At 63.9% G+C, this 14583-nt stretch carries 15 protein-coding genes and 1 riboswitch; of the genes, 9 read left to right on the top strand and 6 right to left on the bottom strand.

Annotation, left to right across the window (positions count from 1 at the left end; all coding sequences use genetic code 11):
- Positions 1-117: 117 nt before the first annotated feature.
- The 4 genes from gcvPA to IC614_RS04740 all read right to left on the bottom strand — a co-directional run bounded on the left by gcvPA (position 118) and on the right by IC614_RS04740 (position 4132).
- On the bottom strand, positions 118-1476 hold the full coding sequence (gene gcvPA, locus IC614_RS04725; protein ID WP_200972753.1) for an aminomethyl-transferring glycine dehydrogenase subunit GcvPA: 1359 nt from the start codon (positions 1474-1476) through the stop codon (positions 118-120).
- Between the two features lie 169 nt (positions 1477-1645).
- The gene (gene gcvH, locus IC614_RS04730) at positions 1646-2017 is read right to left on the bottom strand and encodes a glycine cleavage system protein GcvH (protein ID WP_200972754.1); all 372 of its coding nucleotides are present in this window, start codon (positions 2015-2017) and stop codon (positions 1646-1648) included.
- The gene (gcvT, locus tag IC614_RS04735; protein WP_404829144.1) at positions 2014-3123 is read right to left on the bottom strand and encodes a glycine cleavage system aminomethyltransferase GcvT; all 1110 of its coding nucleotides are present in this window, start codon (positions 3121-3123) and stop codon (positions 2014-2016) included. The genes gcvH and gcvT overlap by 4 nt, the downstream gene beginning before the upstream one ends.
- Before the next feature lie 152 nt (positions 3124-3275).
- Positions 3276-3372, bottom strand: a riboswitch (glycine riboswitch).
- Positions 3373-3433: 61 nt separating this feature from the next.
- On the bottom strand, positions 3434-4132 hold the full coding sequence (locus tag IC614_RS04740) for a hypothetical protein (RefSeq protein ID WP_226372728.1): 699 nt from the start codon (positions 4130-4132) through the stop codon (positions 3434-3436).
- A 46-nt stretch (positions 4133-4178) separates the two neighbouring features.
- Between IC614_RS04740 and ispH the strand changes: the two genes are divergently transcribed.
- Both ispH and rnhA read left to right on the top strand, forming a co-directional pair.
- Entirely contained in the window at positions 4179-5129 is a 951-nt protein-coding gene (ispH, locus tag IC614_RS04745) for a 4-hydroxy-3-methylbut-2-enyl diphosphate reductase (RefSeq protein WP_200972755.1), read from the top strand.
- Between the two features lie 11 nt (positions 5130-5140).
- Positions 5141-5581 (top strand): ribonuclease HI, encoded by a 441-nt coding sequence (gene rnhA / locus IC614_RS04750; protein WP_200972756.1) that lies wholly within the window; start codon positions 5141-5143, stop codon positions 5579-5581.
- Here the strand turns inward: rnhA and IC614_RS04755 are convergent.
- Together IC614_RS04755 and IC614_RS04760 are read right to left on the bottom strand one after the other, a co-directional pair.
- Entirely contained in the window at positions 5563-6675 is a 1113-nt protein-coding gene (locus IC614_RS04755) for an NAD(P)/FAD-dependent oxidoreductase (protein WP_200972757.1), read from the bottom strand. The two genes, rnhA and IC614_RS04755, sit on opposite strands and share 19 nt — an antisense overlap.
- The gene (locus IC614_RS04760) at positions 6672-7487 is read right to left on the bottom strand and encodes an alpha/beta fold hydrolase (RefSeq protein WP_226372729.1); all 816 of its coding nucleotides are present in this window, start codon (positions 7485-7487) and stop codon (positions 6672-6674) included. The genes IC614_RS04755 and IC614_RS04760 overlap by 4 nt, the downstream gene beginning before the upstream one ends.
- Positions 7488-7657: 170 nt before the next feature.
- On the opposite strand from IC614_RS04760, the gene IC614_RS04765 reads away from it, so the two are divergent.
- From IC614_RS04765 to IC614_RS04795, 7 genes are read left to right on the top strand one after another with little or no spacing between them, the layout of a single operon-like run.
- Positions 7658-8125, top strand: coding sequence for an A24 family peptidase (locus tag IC614_RS04765; protein ID WP_200972759.1), 468 nt, complete (start codon positions 7658-7660; stop codon positions 8123-8125).
- Between the two features lie 45 nt (positions 8126-8170).
- Complete coding sequence (gene cpaB, locus IC614_RS04770) at positions 8171-9187, top strand: Flp pilus assembly protein CpaB (RefSeq protein WP_200972760.1); 1017 nt, start codon at positions 8171-8173, stop codon at positions 9185-9187.
- A gap of 2 nt (positions 9188-9189) precedes the next feature.
- On the top strand, positions 9190-10647 hold the full coding sequence (locus tag IC614_RS04775) for a type II and III secretion system protein family protein (RefSeq protein ID WP_226372730.1): 1458 nt from the start codon (positions 9190-9192) through the stop codon (positions 10645-10647).
- Positions 10648-10676: 29 nt separating this feature from the next.
- Complete coding sequence (locus IC614_RS04780) at positions 10677-11324, top strand: CpaD family pilus assembly protein (protein ID WP_226372731.1); 648 nt, start codon at positions 10677-10679, stop codon at positions 11322-11324.
- A complete protein-coding gene (locus IC614_RS04785; protein ID WP_200972762.1) occupies positions 11324-12589 on the top strand; it encodes a pilus assembly protein CpaE in 1266 nt (421 codons plus the stop codon). The genes IC614_RS04780 and IC614_RS04785 overlap by 1 nt, the downstream gene beginning before the upstream one ends.
- Before the next feature lie 12 nt (positions 12590-12601).
- Positions 12602-13576, top strand: coding sequence for a type II secretion system F family protein (locus IC614_RS04790; protein WP_200972763.1), 975 nt, complete (start codon positions 12602-12604; stop codon positions 13574-13576).
- 10 nt (positions 13577-13586) lie between these two features.
- A complete protein-coding gene (locus IC614_RS04795; RefSeq protein ID WP_200972764.1) occupies positions 13587-14579 on the top strand; it encodes a type II secretion system F family protein in 993 nt (330 codons plus the stop codon).
- The last annotated feature ends 4 nt before the right edge of the window (positions 14580-14583 follow it).

Below are 14583 nucleotides of genomic sequence, written 5' to 3' on the forward strand. Positions count from 1 at the left end.
ATGGGGAGGGGTTGGGGAGGGGTGATGCTGGGGAAGAGTACAGCTCTACACCGCACATCACCCCCACCAAACCTCCCCCATCAAGAGGGAGGCTTTCGATCTTGCGAGCCCGAAACGTCACGCCAACACCTCCTCAAGCGCCGTCGCCAGCGCTTCGATATCCTCGTCCGTCACCACTTCGGTCACGGCCACGATCAGTCCGTTCTGCAGCGCCTCCGCCTCCGGATAGAGGCGGCCGAGCGACACGCCGCCCAGCACGCCTTTTTCCGCCAGTGCCCGCACGGCAGGCCGCGCTTCCTTGGGCAGCTTCAGCGTGAATTCGTTGAAGAAGCTGTCGTTGATGATCTCCACGCCCGGCACCTGCGCCAGCCGGTCCGCTGCTTGAACCGCGCGCGCATGATTCAATGCCGCGAGTTCCCGCAGACCCTTCTCGCCGAGCAAGGTCATGTGGATTGAAAAGGCAAGCGCGCAAAGCCCTGAATTGGTGCAGATATTCGATGTCGCCTTTTCGCGGCGAATATGCTGCTCGCGGGTCGAGAGCGTCAGCACGAAGCCGCGCTTGCCTTCCGCATCCACCGTCTCGCCGCACAGGCGCCCCGGCATCTGGCGGACGAACTTTTCCTGGCAGGCGAACAGACCGACATAGGGCCCGCCGAAATTGAGGCCGACGCCGATCGACTGGCCCTCGCCCACCACGATATCCGCGCCCATATGGCCGGGCGCCTCGATCGCGCCGAGCGCGACCGGCTCCGTCACCACCGCGATCAGCAAAGCGCCATTGGCATGCGCCTTCTCGGCAATCGGCGTCAGGTCCGCGATGCGGCCAAGAATGTCGGGATATTGCACGACGACGCAGCTCGTTTCGCCATCAATGGAGGCGAGCAGCCGCTCCGCGTCCGTCTCCGCCGCCAACTCCGGCAGGGCCACGTCGAGCTGGTCGCCGGTGAAGCGCGCCATCGTCTGCGCCAGCGACACATAATGGGGATGAAGGCCGCCCGACAGGATCGTCTTGCCGCGCTTGGTCACCCGCCGCGCCATGGTGATCGCCTCCCAGCAGGCGGTCGAGCCGTCATACATGGAGGCGTTGGCGACGTCGCAGCCATAAAGGCGCGCGACCTGCGTCTGGAATTCGAAGAGAACCTGCAACGTCCCCTGTGCGATTTCCGGCTGGTAGGGCGTGTAGCTCGTCAGGAACTCGCCGCGCTGGATGATGTGATCGACGCTGGCGGGCACATGATGCTTATAGGCGCCAGCGCCGAGGAAGAAGGGCACCTCTCCCGCGACCATGTTTCGGCGCGCCATCGCCGTCATCTGCCGCTCGACGCTCATCTCGCTGGCATGATCGGCCAGCCCCTCGATCTTGCCCGAAAGCCGCGCCGCCTCCGGCACGTCCACGAACAGATCGTCGATCGATTTCGCGCCGATCGTCCGCAGCATCTCCTGACGGTCGGTATCGGCAAGGGGAAGGTAACGCATTGTCTCGTCCTCATAAGCCCCTCCCCCATCAAGGGGTTGGGTCTTCCTCAAGAGCCCTCCCCCTTGATGGGGGAGGGTTGGGTGGGGGTGATCTACGACGTAGAGCGCGTTCCTTCCGGAAGCATCACCCCTCCCCAACCCCCTCCCCATCAAGGGAAGGGGCTAAAAATTACTGGCTATCGACGAAAGCCTTATACTGCTCGGCATCCATCAGCCCTTCGAGCTGGCCGTCATCCGCCAGCTTCAGCTTGAAGAACCAGCCCTCGCCCTCCGGCGCGCTATTCACCAGCGACGGATCGGCCTCGAGCGCCGCATTGCCCTCGACGACTTCGCCCGAAACCGGCGCGTAGACGTCCGAAGCCGCCTTGACGGACTCAACGACGGCCGCATCGCCGCCCTGGCTCACTTGCGTGCCGGGCTGCGGCACTTCGACGAACACGATGTCGCCAAGCTGCGATTGCGCGAAATCGGTGATGCCGACCGTGGCAACGTCGCCCTCGACTTTGATCCACTCATGTTCCTTGGTGAAATAGAGGCTCATTTACCGGCTCCCTTGCGGTGATATTTGTGCGGAACGAAGGGCATCGGGACGACCCGTGCCTGGAAAATCTTGCCGCGCTGGGCGAGCGTGATGGTCACGCCCGCCTCGGCATAGGCGACGGGCACATAGGCCATGGCGATTGGTACTTCGAGCGTCGGGGAAAAGCCCCCGCTGGTGACACGGCCGACCTCATTTCCGTCCGGATCCACCACGATCGCGCCTTCGCGAACAGGCTGGCGCCCGTCGACGATCAGGCCGACGCGCTTCACGATGGCGCCGTTCTGAAGCTCCGATGCGATGCGGTGCCAGCCGGGAAAGCCCCCCTCTTCGCGGCGCCGCTTCGACAGCGCGAAGGTGAGGTCCGCCTCGACCGGCGTCGTATTGGTGTCGAGATCGTGCCCATAAAGCGGCAAGCCCGCCTCCAGCCGCAGCGAATCGCGCGCGCCAAGGCCGATCGGCTTCACTTCCGGTTGGGCCGCGAGCAGGTCCGCGACCGTCTCGACATCCTTCGCCTGCACCGAAATCTCGAACCCGTCCTCGCCGGTATAGCCGGAACGGCTGATCCAGGCCGGAACGCCGTCGATCTCGAACATGCCGCCGGTCATGAAGGTCAGCTCCGCGACACCCGGCACGACACGCTCCAGAGCGTCCACCGCCTTCGGGCCTTGCAGAGCCAGCAACGCCTGCTCCTTCATATGATCGATGACGAGCCCCGGCAGCTTGCGCTCCAGATGCGCGATGTCGCCTTCCTTCGTGGCGCCGTTCACCACCAGGTAGAAATGCTCGCCGCGCCGCGTCGCCATCAGATCGTCGATGATGCCGCCCTCTTCGGTCAGCAGCAGCGAATAGCGCAACCGTCCGTCCTTCAGCAGGCCGAGGTCGGCGGGCAGCACGCTTTCCAGCGCCTTGTCGAGATTGGGACCGGTGACGATCAGCTGGCCCATGTGGCTGACGTCGAACAGCCCGGCGCTGTCCCGCGTCCACTTATGCTCGGCCATGATGCCTTCATACTGGATCGGCATCCGGTAGCCCGCGAACGGCACCATCCGCGCGCCTTTCGCGCGGTGCCATGCGTCCAGCGGTAACGTTTTGTCTTCGCTCATCATCGTCTCCAAAGGCGGCATGGCGGCACGGCTCACACAAGCGCGTTCCCAATCCATACCCCCTCTGTCCCGAGACCTGAGAGCTTTCACGCGCCTTGCGGCGGCTTACCCCTTCGGTGGGATGCGCCGAAGCCCATCCGCTTTCCAGAGTGTCTAAAACCCGCGCGGTCCTTGAGACCTGAGAGATTCCGGGGTGGTTGCTCCTTCGGCGGCGGCGGATTTTGGTCCGCCGCGCTCTCCCGCGCGAGTCTCCGGGCGGTCAACCCGGCGACGGCTAAGCTCTGGCCGCAGGGAGAGCCAGAGTCAACGCACCTTATTTGGTGGCGTTATAGGCGAGCTGTTCCGGCGTCAGCTGGAAGCCGACCAGCAATTCGAAGCTCGCCCGCTGCACCGCAGCGCGGACATTGGGGTTGGAGAGCGGATCGACCGCCGCATCCGCCTCGCCCGCCTTTCGCTCGCGCGTTACTTCGCGGCGAATCTCTTCGGGAAGGGTAGCGGCGGAGCGGAGCACGCGCGACGTCGCCTGCCCAGTCGTACTGGCCCGCGCCTCGCCATCCGCGAAGCGAAGGCCGACGCGATTGACGCTCTTCGACACGACGTTGGACCCGGCATGCACGACCGTCGCGAAATAAGGCAGCACGACCTCCCGCGCGCCTTGGGTATTGCGGCGCTGCGCCTGCACTTCGAAATTGGCGGTGGTGATGACGTAGTCGCCTGTTTCATCGCAGGTCGACGTGAGCTTGGTCATCGTCGCCACGATGTCGATGGCATCCGCCGTCCGCGCATTTTCCGGGCTGAACAAGGTGACATCCCCCGTTCCTGCCGGGATCGCGACCGCCGTACAGGCGCTGCGGGTAACGAGCACCCCGCCCGTTTCGGTGATGAGGCCATCCGAGGCGCAGCCGAGCAGCGCGAGGGAAAGAAGGGCGGAAGCGGCGAACCTGGCCTTGATCACGAAGCTGTTATCCTTACCTGCAAGGGCACGAAACGCTGCCCGATTGCGGGCGATCATAGGAAGCGGCTTTCAAGCCTGCAAGCAAAGGCGTAAAGCACCCCTCATGTCTGCATCGAAGCCGCCCCTGACGCTCCTCATCGCCGCGCCACGCGGCTTTTGTGCCGGCGTCGACCGTGCCATCCGCATCGTCGAGCTGGCTCTCGAACGCTACGGAGCGCCGGTTTATGTGCGCCACGAAATCGTCCACAACAAATATGTGGTCGATACCCTGAAGGAAAAAGGCGCCATTTTCGTCAAGGAACTGGACGAAGTGCCCGATGGCGTGCCCGTCGTCTTTTCCGCCCATGGCGTGCCGAAGGCCGTGCCGGCCAAGGCGGAGGAGCGCGGCCTCGACTATCTCGACGCCACCTGTCCGCTCGTTTCCAAGGTTCATCGCCAGGCTGAGCGGCTGGTGGAAGCGGGCAAGCACATTCTTTTCATCGGCCATGCCGGGCACCCCGAGGTCATTGGCACATTCGGCCAGGTGCCGGACGGGCAGATGACCTTGATCCAGACCCTCGCCGACGCGGAAACCTATGCCCCAGCCGATCCTGACAATCTCGGCTTCCTGACCCAGACGACCCTTTCAGTCGACGACACCGCGGACATTGTCGCAACCCTGCAACGCCGCTTCCCCAACATCCGCGCTCCGAAGGGCGAGGATATTTGCTACGCCACCTCTAACCGCCAGGCAGCGGTCAAGACGATGGCAGGACGGTGCGATTTCGTCCTGGTGATCGGCGCGGCGAACAGCTCCAATTCCGTCCGTCTGCTCGAAGTGGCGGAGCGGGAAGGCACGCCCGGCCGCCTGATCGCCCGGGCGTCCGACATCGACTTCGCATGGCTTGACGGCGCCCGCACGCTGGGCATCACGGCAGGCGCATCCGCGCCGGAGGTGCTGGTCCGTGAGGTCGTGGACCGGATCGCGCAGCATTTCGACGTGACGGAAGAAATCGTCCAAACCGCGGTCGAGAATATGACGTTCAAGCTCCCCGCCGCTCTTCGCGCGGCCTGATTCCCAATCTTGTGACCGAAGTCGAAATCTTCACGGACGGCGCATGCAAGGGCAATCCGGGGCCCGGCGGCTGGGGCGCCGTGATTCGATCCGGCAGCCGCGAAAAGGAATTGAGCGGCGGCGAGGCTCTCAGCACGAACAACCGCATGGAATTGATGGCCGCGATCAAGGCATTGGAAGCGCTGAAGCGGCCCTGCACAGTGACGGTCAGTACGGACAGCGTCTATGTCCGCGACGGCATCACGAAATGGATTCACGGCTGGCGCCGGAACGGCTGGAAAACGGCGGACAAGAAGCCGGTGAAGAACGCCGAATTGTGGCAGGAGCTTCTGAACGCCTGCGCGCCGCATCAAATCCGTTGGGAATGGGTGAAGGGCCATGCCGGGCACCCGGAAAACGAACGCGCCGACAAGCTCGCCTGCGACGCCGCGCTTCAATTCATGAAGCGTTGAGCCGCGTAAGGCGCGGGGTCGATGCCGGCGACCATCGCCTCGGGTGGGGTGCGGAGGAGCAGGGATGCCCCCAGTTTCGCGGCCGCGGGCGCGGTCTGGATTCCGAACCCTCCCTGCCCGGCAAACCAGAAGAAGCCCGGATCGGCAAAGCCGTAGACCGGCAAGCGGTCCGGCGCGAAGGTGCGGAGGCCCGCCCATTTCCGCTCCACCGCCTCGATCCGCCAATCGACGACGTTCGCGAGGCTCTCGATAGCGCGGGCGACATCCATCTCCTCGGGCGCCGAATCGCAGGGCGGGCACGGCGTTTCATCATGCGGGCTGAGCCACAGCCGCCCGCCTGCTTCCGGCTTGAAATAGAAACGCTCCCGGGCGTCCATGACGAGCGGGAGGGCCGAAGGCGCCGGGGGATCGACGCGCAGCTGGATCATTGTCCGGCGATAGGGCTGGAGGCCGACCTGTCTCACGCCTGCCATGGCGGCAACCTCATCCGCCCAGGCCCCGGCGGCATTGACGAGAATGCTCGCTCGCGCCGTGCCGTCGCGCCATTCGAGATGCCACGCGCCTCCCCGCCGTTCCGCCCCCGTCAACCGCGCGCCGGCCGCCAATCTTGCTTCGCTGCGGCGCGCTGCCCGCAAATAGGCATTGTGAAGCGCAGCCACGTCGATGTCCCGGCAGTCCGGCTCCGCGAGGCCGGCATCCCAAGCGCGGCGGAGGCCCGGGATCGCGCATTGGAGCGCCGCACGGCCTTGCCTGTTCAATTTCACGGGGCCGCCGCCGAACGTCCTTTCGATTCCCGCGAGCGCCTCATGCCCATTCTCGTCCGCAATGATGAGGCATCCGCGCGGGTGAAGGAAGGAGCCGTCGTGAAAAGCCTTGGGCGGCGACTCCAGAAACGGTCCCGATGCAGTCGTCAGCGGCTGGATGAGCGGACCGCCATAGGTTTCGGACCAAAAGGCAGCGGACCGGCCGGTGGCGTGATATCCGGGCTGCGCCTCCGCTTCGAGCAGCAGAACCGAACAGTGAGGCGCGATTTCGGCGGCAAGGCTCGCGCCCGCAATGCCCGCCCCGACGATCGCGACGTCATAATGCGTCATGACGCCGCGTGCCGGTCCAGAAAAGCGTCGATGCGATGCATGGCAGCGAGCCTGACCGGGTCGTCCTCCCGCAGGATTTCATGCGCCGAATCGAACAAGGCAAGCTCGGCATTGGGGAGCAATCGCGCCGCTTCGCGAATGGCGCGGGTGTCGACCAGCCTGTCCCGGTCGGTCGCCAGAATGAGCAGGGGGATACGGACCGCTTTCAATGCGCCAGGCGTCGATGCCGCCATGGAGCGATAGGCGGCCGCCACCCAATCCCAGGTGGGAATGCCAAGGTCGTAGCCCGGCTGCCTTCCATGCCACCATTTTTCATCGGCATAACGATCGGCGCTGGAGGTCAATCGATTCTGCCGCGCCGCTTTGCCCTCGATCGCCGCTTGGTAATCGCGCGCCACCGGAAACGACCCGCGTCCTATTTTCTGGAAAAATCGCGCAAGCCGCGCGCTCAACCAGCCGGGCAGGAGCCCTGTATTGATGCCGATCATCGGCGCGACCAGCACGGCTGCCGCGAAAGGTGGACTTGCTTCAGCGAGCGCGCGAAGCAGCAAATGGCCGCCCATCGAATGGCCGACCGCAACGTGCGGCCCGGGATGCGCGGCGATCCATTCTTGCGAAAAAACGGCAAGATCGTGGAGCAGCGGATCGAAACCCGCATCCGGGCTGGGGCCGCCATCTTTCCGGGACGCGCCCTGCCCGCGCCAGTCGAAACTGGTGATATGCCAGCCCCGCATGTGCCAATGATGCATCGCCTCGAGATATTTCTCTATGAAGTCCCCGCGCCCGCCGAGGAAAAGCAGGCTTCCGCGCACTGGAACGTCTCTCGGAGGCGGCCAGTCCATGACCCGAAGCCGCCAGCCGTCAGGCGCCGTCCATGACGAGAATCGTGCGCCTTCCGGGTGAGCGCGCCTGTCGATCGGCGTAACCTGCATAGGATCAGTTACGGTTTTGAAAGCGGGCTCGTCTAGGGCATGACGCGCTTATGGGGCACATCTCTTATCTTCTGCTCGGTCTTTTGATCGCCATGCTGATCGCCGCCGCGATCTGGGACTTGCGCAGCCGAACCATTCCGAACGGGCTCAATGCGGCGATCGCCCTTGCCGCAATCCCTTATTGGCTGTCGCTCGGCCTCTCCTTCTGGCCGGCAATGGCCGTCCAGGCCGGCATCGCCCTGCTCGTCTTCATTCTCTTCGCGATTGTGTTCGCCTTGGGCGCAATGGGCGGCGGGGACGTGAAGATGGTCGCGGCCGTCTCATTGTGGCTCGCCCCGGGCGCGACATTGACGATGCTGCTGGTCATGTCTTTGGCGGGCGGCGTCCTGACGCTCGTCATGGTCGCGGGCCATCATCTGACCAAGTCGCGGAAGCGTCTGGAAATCCCTTATGGCGTCGCGATCGCTTTTGCGGGCATTTGGGTGGTTGGCGAACGGTTTCTTAACCACTTTAGTTGATGAATGGCCTCTTGAACCGGCGTTCGGTGTGGAGGCGTTAGCGTCATGGATGTGAGGAAAGTCGTGCTTTTGGTGGGGGCGCTGGTCGTAGCCGCGATCACCGCCGTCATGGCCAAAAACATGTTTACCGGTGCCAGCGCGCCGCAAGCCCAGGCGACACCGATGGTGCAAGCCGGCCCGGAAGTGCTGGTCGCCACCAAGCATCTGCCGGTCGGCACGATCATCGACGCCGAATCGCTGCGCTTCCAACCCTGGCCCAAGGGCTTGGTGCAACCGGCTTATTTCACAAAGGAAAACGGCGCCGATCCGGCAAGCCTGCTCGGCACCGTCGTCCGGACGGAAATCACCGCGGGCCAACCGCTGACCCAGGGCGCGCTCGTGAAGCCTGGCGAACGCGGCTTCCTTGCCGCGGCACTCGGACCGGGCATGCGCGCCGTTACCGTCTCCGTTTCCGCGACGAGCGGCGTCGCCGGCTTCGTTTTTCCTGGCGACCGCGTCGACATCGTGCTGACACAGGAAGTCCCGGGCGGCGGCGAGGGTCCGCCCCTCAAGGTCGCCGAGACCGTGCTGAGCAACGTCCGCGTTCTCGCCGTCGATCAAGCCACCAACGTTCAGGACGAAAATGGCGTCGCGACGCCGCGCACTGTATCCAATGTGACGCTCGAGACGACGCCGAAGATCGCCGAAAAGATCGCGGTGGCACAAACCATCGGATCGCTGTCGCTGTCCTTGCGCTCGATCGCCGACAATACCGCCGAATTGGAACGCGCCATCGCCGCGGGCGAAGTGGACGTGCCCGCGGACGGCGATGCCAAGGCGGAGCGCAAGATGATCCTCGCCGTGCAGAGCCGGCCGTCGGACAATAACACGACCTTCACGGTGGGCTCGGACGTCTCGCGCTACCAGCGCAGCAGCGTTCCGGCGAAGACGGCTTCGACGCCGTCCAGCAGCGCAGCGCCTGCGCCCGCGACCGGCGGCGCTCCGGCACCGCGTTCGAGCGGTCCGATCGTGCGGGTGGCGAGGGGCAACAATGTCACCGAAGTAGCGGTGGGGGTAAGGTGAGTATGACGAAGAGCAAGATCATGCGCGGAGCGCGTCTGCGCCTGCTTTGTGCGGCGATGCTGGCGACGGGCCTTACCGCCCTGCCCACGCCGTCATTGGCCCAACCGACCGCCGAACGCCCGGCGAACGATGTCACCCTGTCGGTCGGAACCGGCCGCATGGTGCGCCTCGACGGCGCGATGACGGACCTTTTCGTCGCCAATGACGGCATTGCCGACGTCCAGGTCCGTTCGTCGAACCAGCTCTACATTTTCGGCAAGGCAGCGGGGGAAACCACCGTCTACGCCACGAACGCGGCGGGCCGCGTCGTCTATTCCGCGAACGTCCGGGTCGGAACCAATATCGATTCGATCGGCAGCCTGTTGCAGACGGCCATGCCCGAAGCGCAAATCCAGGCCACGCCGATGAACGGCGTCGTGCTTCTCACGGGCACGGTCGCCGGACCCAATGACGGCGCGGAAGCGGTGGATCTGGTCCAGGCATTTGTCGGTGACGGCACGAAGGTCATCAGCCGCCTCAAGACCGCGACGCCGCTCCAGGTGATGCTCCAGGTCAAGATCGCCGAAGTCAGTCGCAGCCTGGTGAAAAATATCGGCGTCAACCTGTTGAGCTCCGATTCGACCAGCGGCTTTCTTTTCGGGATTTCGCAGGGGCGGGACGGCGCGATTGCCGACGATCTTGGCAGTTTCAGCCAAATTCCCAACGGATCGACGATCGGGATAGGCGGTAATCTGCTCGGCCTCGACCTTCGTGCTACCATCGACCTTGCGGAAAATGACGGTCTCGTTACCACTTTGGCGGAGCCCAGCCTCACAGCCTTGTCCGGCGAAACGGCCAGCTTCCTCGCGGGCGGCGAATTTCCCATTCCGATTTCCCAAACATTAGGCGTCATCACCATCGAATATAAATCGTACGGCGTCGGCCTCGCCTTCACTCCGACCGTTCTCGACAATGGACGGATATCGATGCGCGTCCGCCCGGAAGTGTCCGAGCTGTCGAACGAAAACAGCATCGACCTGAACGGCTATGAAGTGCCCGCGATCACAACCCGCCGCGCTGAAACCACGGTAGAGCTGGGCTCGGGCCAGAGCTTCATGATCGGCGGCTTGCTGCGCAACACGAACACGAATTCGATCCAAAAAGCGCCCTGGCTGGGTGACCTGCCGATCCTCGGCGCGCTGTTCCGCTCGAATAATTTCCGACGGGCGGAAACCGAGCTGGTGATCATCGTCACGCCCTATCTCGTGAAGCCCGTCTCGGGGCGCCAGATTGCCCTGCCGACCGATGGGCTCACCACGCCCAACGATCCGCAACGCGTGCTTCTGGATCTCCAGACGACAGGCCAGTCCGGCGCCCAGCGGCCGGTTCCCATCATGACGGCGCCGCAAACCGTTGCTCCTGCAGCTGCTCCCGCCACCGCACCGGGCGCGGCGGTGCAACCCGGCTTCAGCTTCAATTGAGCGGTACGGCTTTTCAGAGGAATATGATTATGTCCCGCATCATCGCATCGGCAGCCGTCGCCACCGCCGCATCCTTGCTGACCGGCTGTTCGGCCGACAAGGCAGGCCTGCCGACCAACCGCAGCGTCTATTCGATCCATCAGCCGGTCGTGCAACGAACCGATTACGTCCTTGACTTGGCCCAAAGCGGCTCCGGCCTGCCCCAGGCGGAGGCCGATCGCCTTGCCGCCTGGTTCGACTCCCTACGCCTGGGTTATGGCGATGCCATCCATGTCGATGGCGGCTATGGCGCGGAAACAGCCCGCGCCGATGTCGCGCGCGTCGCGGGGGATTACGGCCTGATGCTGAGCGACGGCGCGCCGGTCACGGCGGGCACCGTTCAGCCCGGCTCAATTCGGGTCATCGTCAGCCGCACGACGGCAAGCGTGCCGGGATGCCCCGACTGGCGCTACGCCGCGACGCCCGGCGGCCAGATTTCGACGCCGCCCAATTTCGGCTGCGCGATGAATTCCAATCTGGCGGCCATGGTCGCCGATCCGAACGATCTCGTTCTGGGTCAGCCCGGCGCCCCGTCCGGCGATAGCGCGACCGCGGCAAAGGCGATCAAGGCCTATCGCACCGCGCCTCCGACCGGTGCCGGGGGCCTGGATGAGACCAGCACGAAGGGGGGCAATTGATGAACGCGCCTTTTCCACGGGGATCGCTGCGCGATCCGTTCACCGCTTTCGTATCCGACGAAGCGACCGCCGAAATCCTGCGGAGCGTCGCCACCGAACAGGGCTGGCAACAGGAGAAGGTCAACAAGGGTGGCCTGCGCAATGCCGTCCAATCGCTGTCGGTTTCTGCAAGCCCAAGCATCCTGTTCGTCGACCTTTCGGAATCGGCGGATCCGCTGAACGACATCAACGCGCTTGCCGAAGTCTGCGAGCCGGGCACCGTCGTGATCGCAGCAGGAACGGTCAACGACGTACGGCTCTATCGCGACCTTATCGCCAGCGGCATCCAGGATTATCTGCTGAAACCGTTCACCGCCGATCAGGTTAGGGACACGCTTGCCCAGGCACAGCTCACGCTTGCCGGTCCGCGCGTCAACGATGCAACCCAGGATCGGCCGCATGTCGTGGTGGCCGTGACCGGCGTCCGCGGCGGCGTGGGGGCCTCCACGATCGCTTCCTCTATTGCATGGCTGATGGGAGAATCGCTGGCGCGCTCGACCGCCCTGCTCGATCTCGACATTCATTTCGGCACCGGCGCGCTCGCCCTCGATCTGGAACCCGGCCGCGGCCTGACCGACGCGATCGAAAATCCAAGTCGCATCGATGGCTTGTTCATCGAGCGAGCGATGGTCCGCGCGGGCGATAAGCTCTCCGTCCTTTCAGCGGAAGCGCCGATCAACCAGCCGATCCTGACCGACGGTTCCGTTTTCTTCCAGCTTCAGGAAGAGATGAAGAATGCATTCGAGACCACGGTCCTCGATCTGCCGCGCGCGATGCTGATCCAGCATCCGCATCTGGTGAACGATGCGCATGTCGCCATCGTTGTCGTGGAATTGACCCTCGCGGCCACGCGCGACGCCATCCGCATTCTGGCCTGGTTCAAGGCTAACGCGCCGCAGGCGCGGGTCGTGGTCGTCGCCAATCGCGTCGCCGCGCCCGCCGCGCAGGAAATCAGCCGGAAGGATTTCGAGCAGTCGATCGAACGCAAGATCGACGTCGTCATTCCGCTCGACCAAAAGGCGGCGGCAACGGCCGCGAAGCTCGGCCAGCCCCTCGCGCGCACCAAAGGCAACGCCAAGATCACCCAGCCGTTCAACCGGCTGCTGGCGTTGACCGTCAGCACGGTCGACGATGGCGAGGAAGGCGGCGCGCCGACCCAGAAGTCATTGCTCGGAAACCTCAAAACCCTGATGGCCAAGCGGCCGAAGGAAAAGCAGGCCGCTTAAGGAACAAGGGACATGCCCATTCTTCCAGTCGTCATTTTCGGCTTGGTGTTGATCGGCGCGGTCGTGCTGATCTTCGCCATCAGCGGGCCATCGCCCGCCAAAGTGCAGAGCCGGCGGCTGGAAGAGTTGCGCGAACGGCACAGCCGGTCGGCTGAAATCACCACGCAGGCGCAGATGAAGAAGTTGATGGCGTCGCGGAAAACGAGCGCCATTGACGGTCTTGCCACCAGCCTTATGCCGAATCCGGCGTTGCTTCGTCTGCGTCTGTCGCGCACCGGCAAGAATTGGACTCTCGGCCAATATATGACGGCCTGCGCCGGTATCGGCATGTTCGTGCTCTTCATTCTGACGGTGCGGGGGGCGCCTTTCTTCCTGTCCCTGCTTATCGCGATCATGGCCGGTCTTGGCCTTCCCCATTTCATCGTGGGAAAGATGATCAACCGTCGCGTCGCGCAATTCACATCCAAATTTCCCGATGCGATCGAACTCATGGTCCGCGGCCTTCGCTCCGGTCTTCCGATATCGGAAACGCTTGGCATTGTTGCGTCGGAGGTACCGGCGCCGGTATCCACCGAATTCCAAAATGTTTCCGACAAGATGAAGATCGGCCGGACGATGGAGCAGGCCTTGCAGGAAACCGCCGACCGGCTTGGCACGCCCGAATTTCAATTTTTCGTCATCACGCTCGCGATCCAGCGCGAAACGGGCGGAAACCTCGGCGAGACGCTCGCCAATCTGTCCGACGTGCTTCGCAAGCGCGCGCAGATGAAGCTCAAGATCAAGGCGATGTCGTCGGAGTCCAAGGCGTCCGCGATCATCGTCGGCGCTCTTCCGTTCATCGTCTTCGGTATCATCTTCATGCTCAACCCGGGCTATATGGGCGGCTTCTTCAGCGAACCCCGGCTGATGATCGCCGGCAGCGTCGGTCTTGGCTGGATGGGGATCGGCGTGTTCATCATGGCCAAGATGGTCAGTTTCGAGATCTGAGGCTTTAGGAATGGCACCCACCAATCCCACATTGCTCGGCGTCGATGTGATGATGATCGCGACAGCTTTGTCGGCGGTCGCCACTTTCGCCGTGCTTGTCGCTCTTTATGCCGCGACCACGGTCCGCGATCCGATGGCAAAGCGGGTGAAGGCACTGAACGAGCGGCGCGAGCAGCTCAAGGCGGGCATCATCGCCTCCACCTCCAAGCGCCGAAAGAAGATCACCAACCACAACGAAGCGGCCGACAAGGTCCGGTCGATCCTGAGCTCGTTCAAGATGCTCCAGGACGAACAGGTGGAAAAGGCGCAGAAGAGCCTGCTTCAGGCGGGGATCCGGTCGAAGGATCTCGCCTTCGTCGTCATCTTCGCGCGCCTCGTCTTGCCCATTGTCGTGGGCGGCATCGTGATCGTGGGCGTCTACCTTCTCGACTGGTTTCCAGACTGGGGCGGCTTCAAGAAATATGCCTTCGTCGCGGGCGCGCTGATCGGCAGCTATAAAGCGCCCGACATGTTCCTGAAGAACAAGATCACGAAGCGCAGCCATGCCATTCGCAAGGGCCTGCCAGACGCGCTCGATCTGCTCGTCATCTGCGCCGAGGCCGGCCTCACCGTGGACGCCGCCTTCGCCCGCGTCGCGAAGGAGCTTGGCAAGGCCTACCCCGAGCTGGGCGACGAATTCGGCCTCACCTCCATCGAACTCGGCTTCCTCACCGAACGGCGCCAGGCGTTCGAGAACCTTTCAAACCGCATCGACCTCGAGGCGGTGCGCGGCGTCGTCACCACGATGATCCAGACCGAGAAATACGGCACGCCGCTCGCCAGCGCGTTGCGCGTCCTGTCCGCCGAATTCCGCAACGAACGGATGATGCGCGCGGAAGAGAAAGCGGCGCGGCTTCCCGCGATCATGACGGTTCCGCTCATCCTCTTCATCCTGCCGGTGTTGTTCATCGTCATCCTGGGCCCGGCGGCCTGTTCGATTTCGGACAATTTCATCAACCGCTGATTGA

Origin of the sequence: Sphingosinicella flava (genome assembly GCF_016025255.1) — a bacterium.
GTDB lineage: Bacteria > Pseudomonadota > Alphaproteobacteria > Sphingomonadales > Sphingomonadaceae > Allosphingosinicella > Allosphingosinicella flava.

Bases quoted from the DNA above. Each gene is read 5' to 3' on its own strand.
- IC614_RS04740 (WP_226372728.1), bottom strand. From the start codon at position 4,132: ATGATCGCCCGCAATCGGGCAGCGTTTCGTGCCCTTGCAGGTAAGGAT.
- IC614_RS04795 (WP_200972764.1), top strand. From the start codon at position 13,587: ATGGCACCCACCAATCCCACATTGCTCGGCGTCGATGTGATGATGATC.
- ispH (WP_200972755.1), top strand. From the start codon at position 4,179: ATGTCTGCATCGAAGCCGCCCCTGACGCTCCTCATCGCCGCGCCACGC.
- IC614_RS04780 (WP_226372731.1), top strand. From the start codon at position 10,677: ATGTCCCGCATCATCGCATCGGCAGCCGTCGCCACCGCCGCATCCTTG.
- IC614_RS04765 (WP_200972759.1), top strand. From the start codon at position 7,658: ATGGGGCACATCTCTTATCTTCTGCTCGGTCTTTTGATCGCCATGCTG.
- gcvH (WP_200972754.1), bottom strand. From the start codon at position 2,017: ATGAGCCTCTATTTCACCAAGGAACATGAGTGGATCAAAGTCGAGGGC.
- IC614_RS04755 (WP_200972757.1), bottom strand. From the start codon at position 6,675: ATGACGCATTATGACGTCGCGATCGTCGGGGCGGGCATTGCGGGCGCG.
- gcvPA (WP_200972753.1), bottom strand. From the start codon at position 1,476: ATGCGTTACCTTCCCCTTGCCGATACCGACCGTCAGGAGATGCTGCGG.
- IC614_RS04790 (WP_200972763.1), top strand. From the start codon at position 12,602: ATGCCCATTCTTCCAGTCGTCATTTTCGGCTTGGTGTTGATCGGCGCG.
- IC614_RS04785 (WP_200972762.1), top strand. From the start codon at position 11,324: ATGAACGCGCCTTTTCCACGGGGATCGCTGCGCGATCCGTTCACCGCT.
- cpaB (WP_200972760.1), top strand. From the start codon at position 8,171: ATGGATGTGAGGAAAGTCGTGCTTTTGGTGGGGGCGCTGGTCGTAGCC.
- IC614_RS04775 (WP_226372730.1), top strand. From the start codon at position 9,190: ATGACGAAGAGCAAGATCATGCGCGGAGCGCGTCTGCGCCTGCTTTGT.
- gcvT (WP_404829144.1), bottom strand. From the start codon at position 3,123: ATGATGAGCGAAGACAAAACGTTACCGCTGGACGCATGGCACCGCGCG.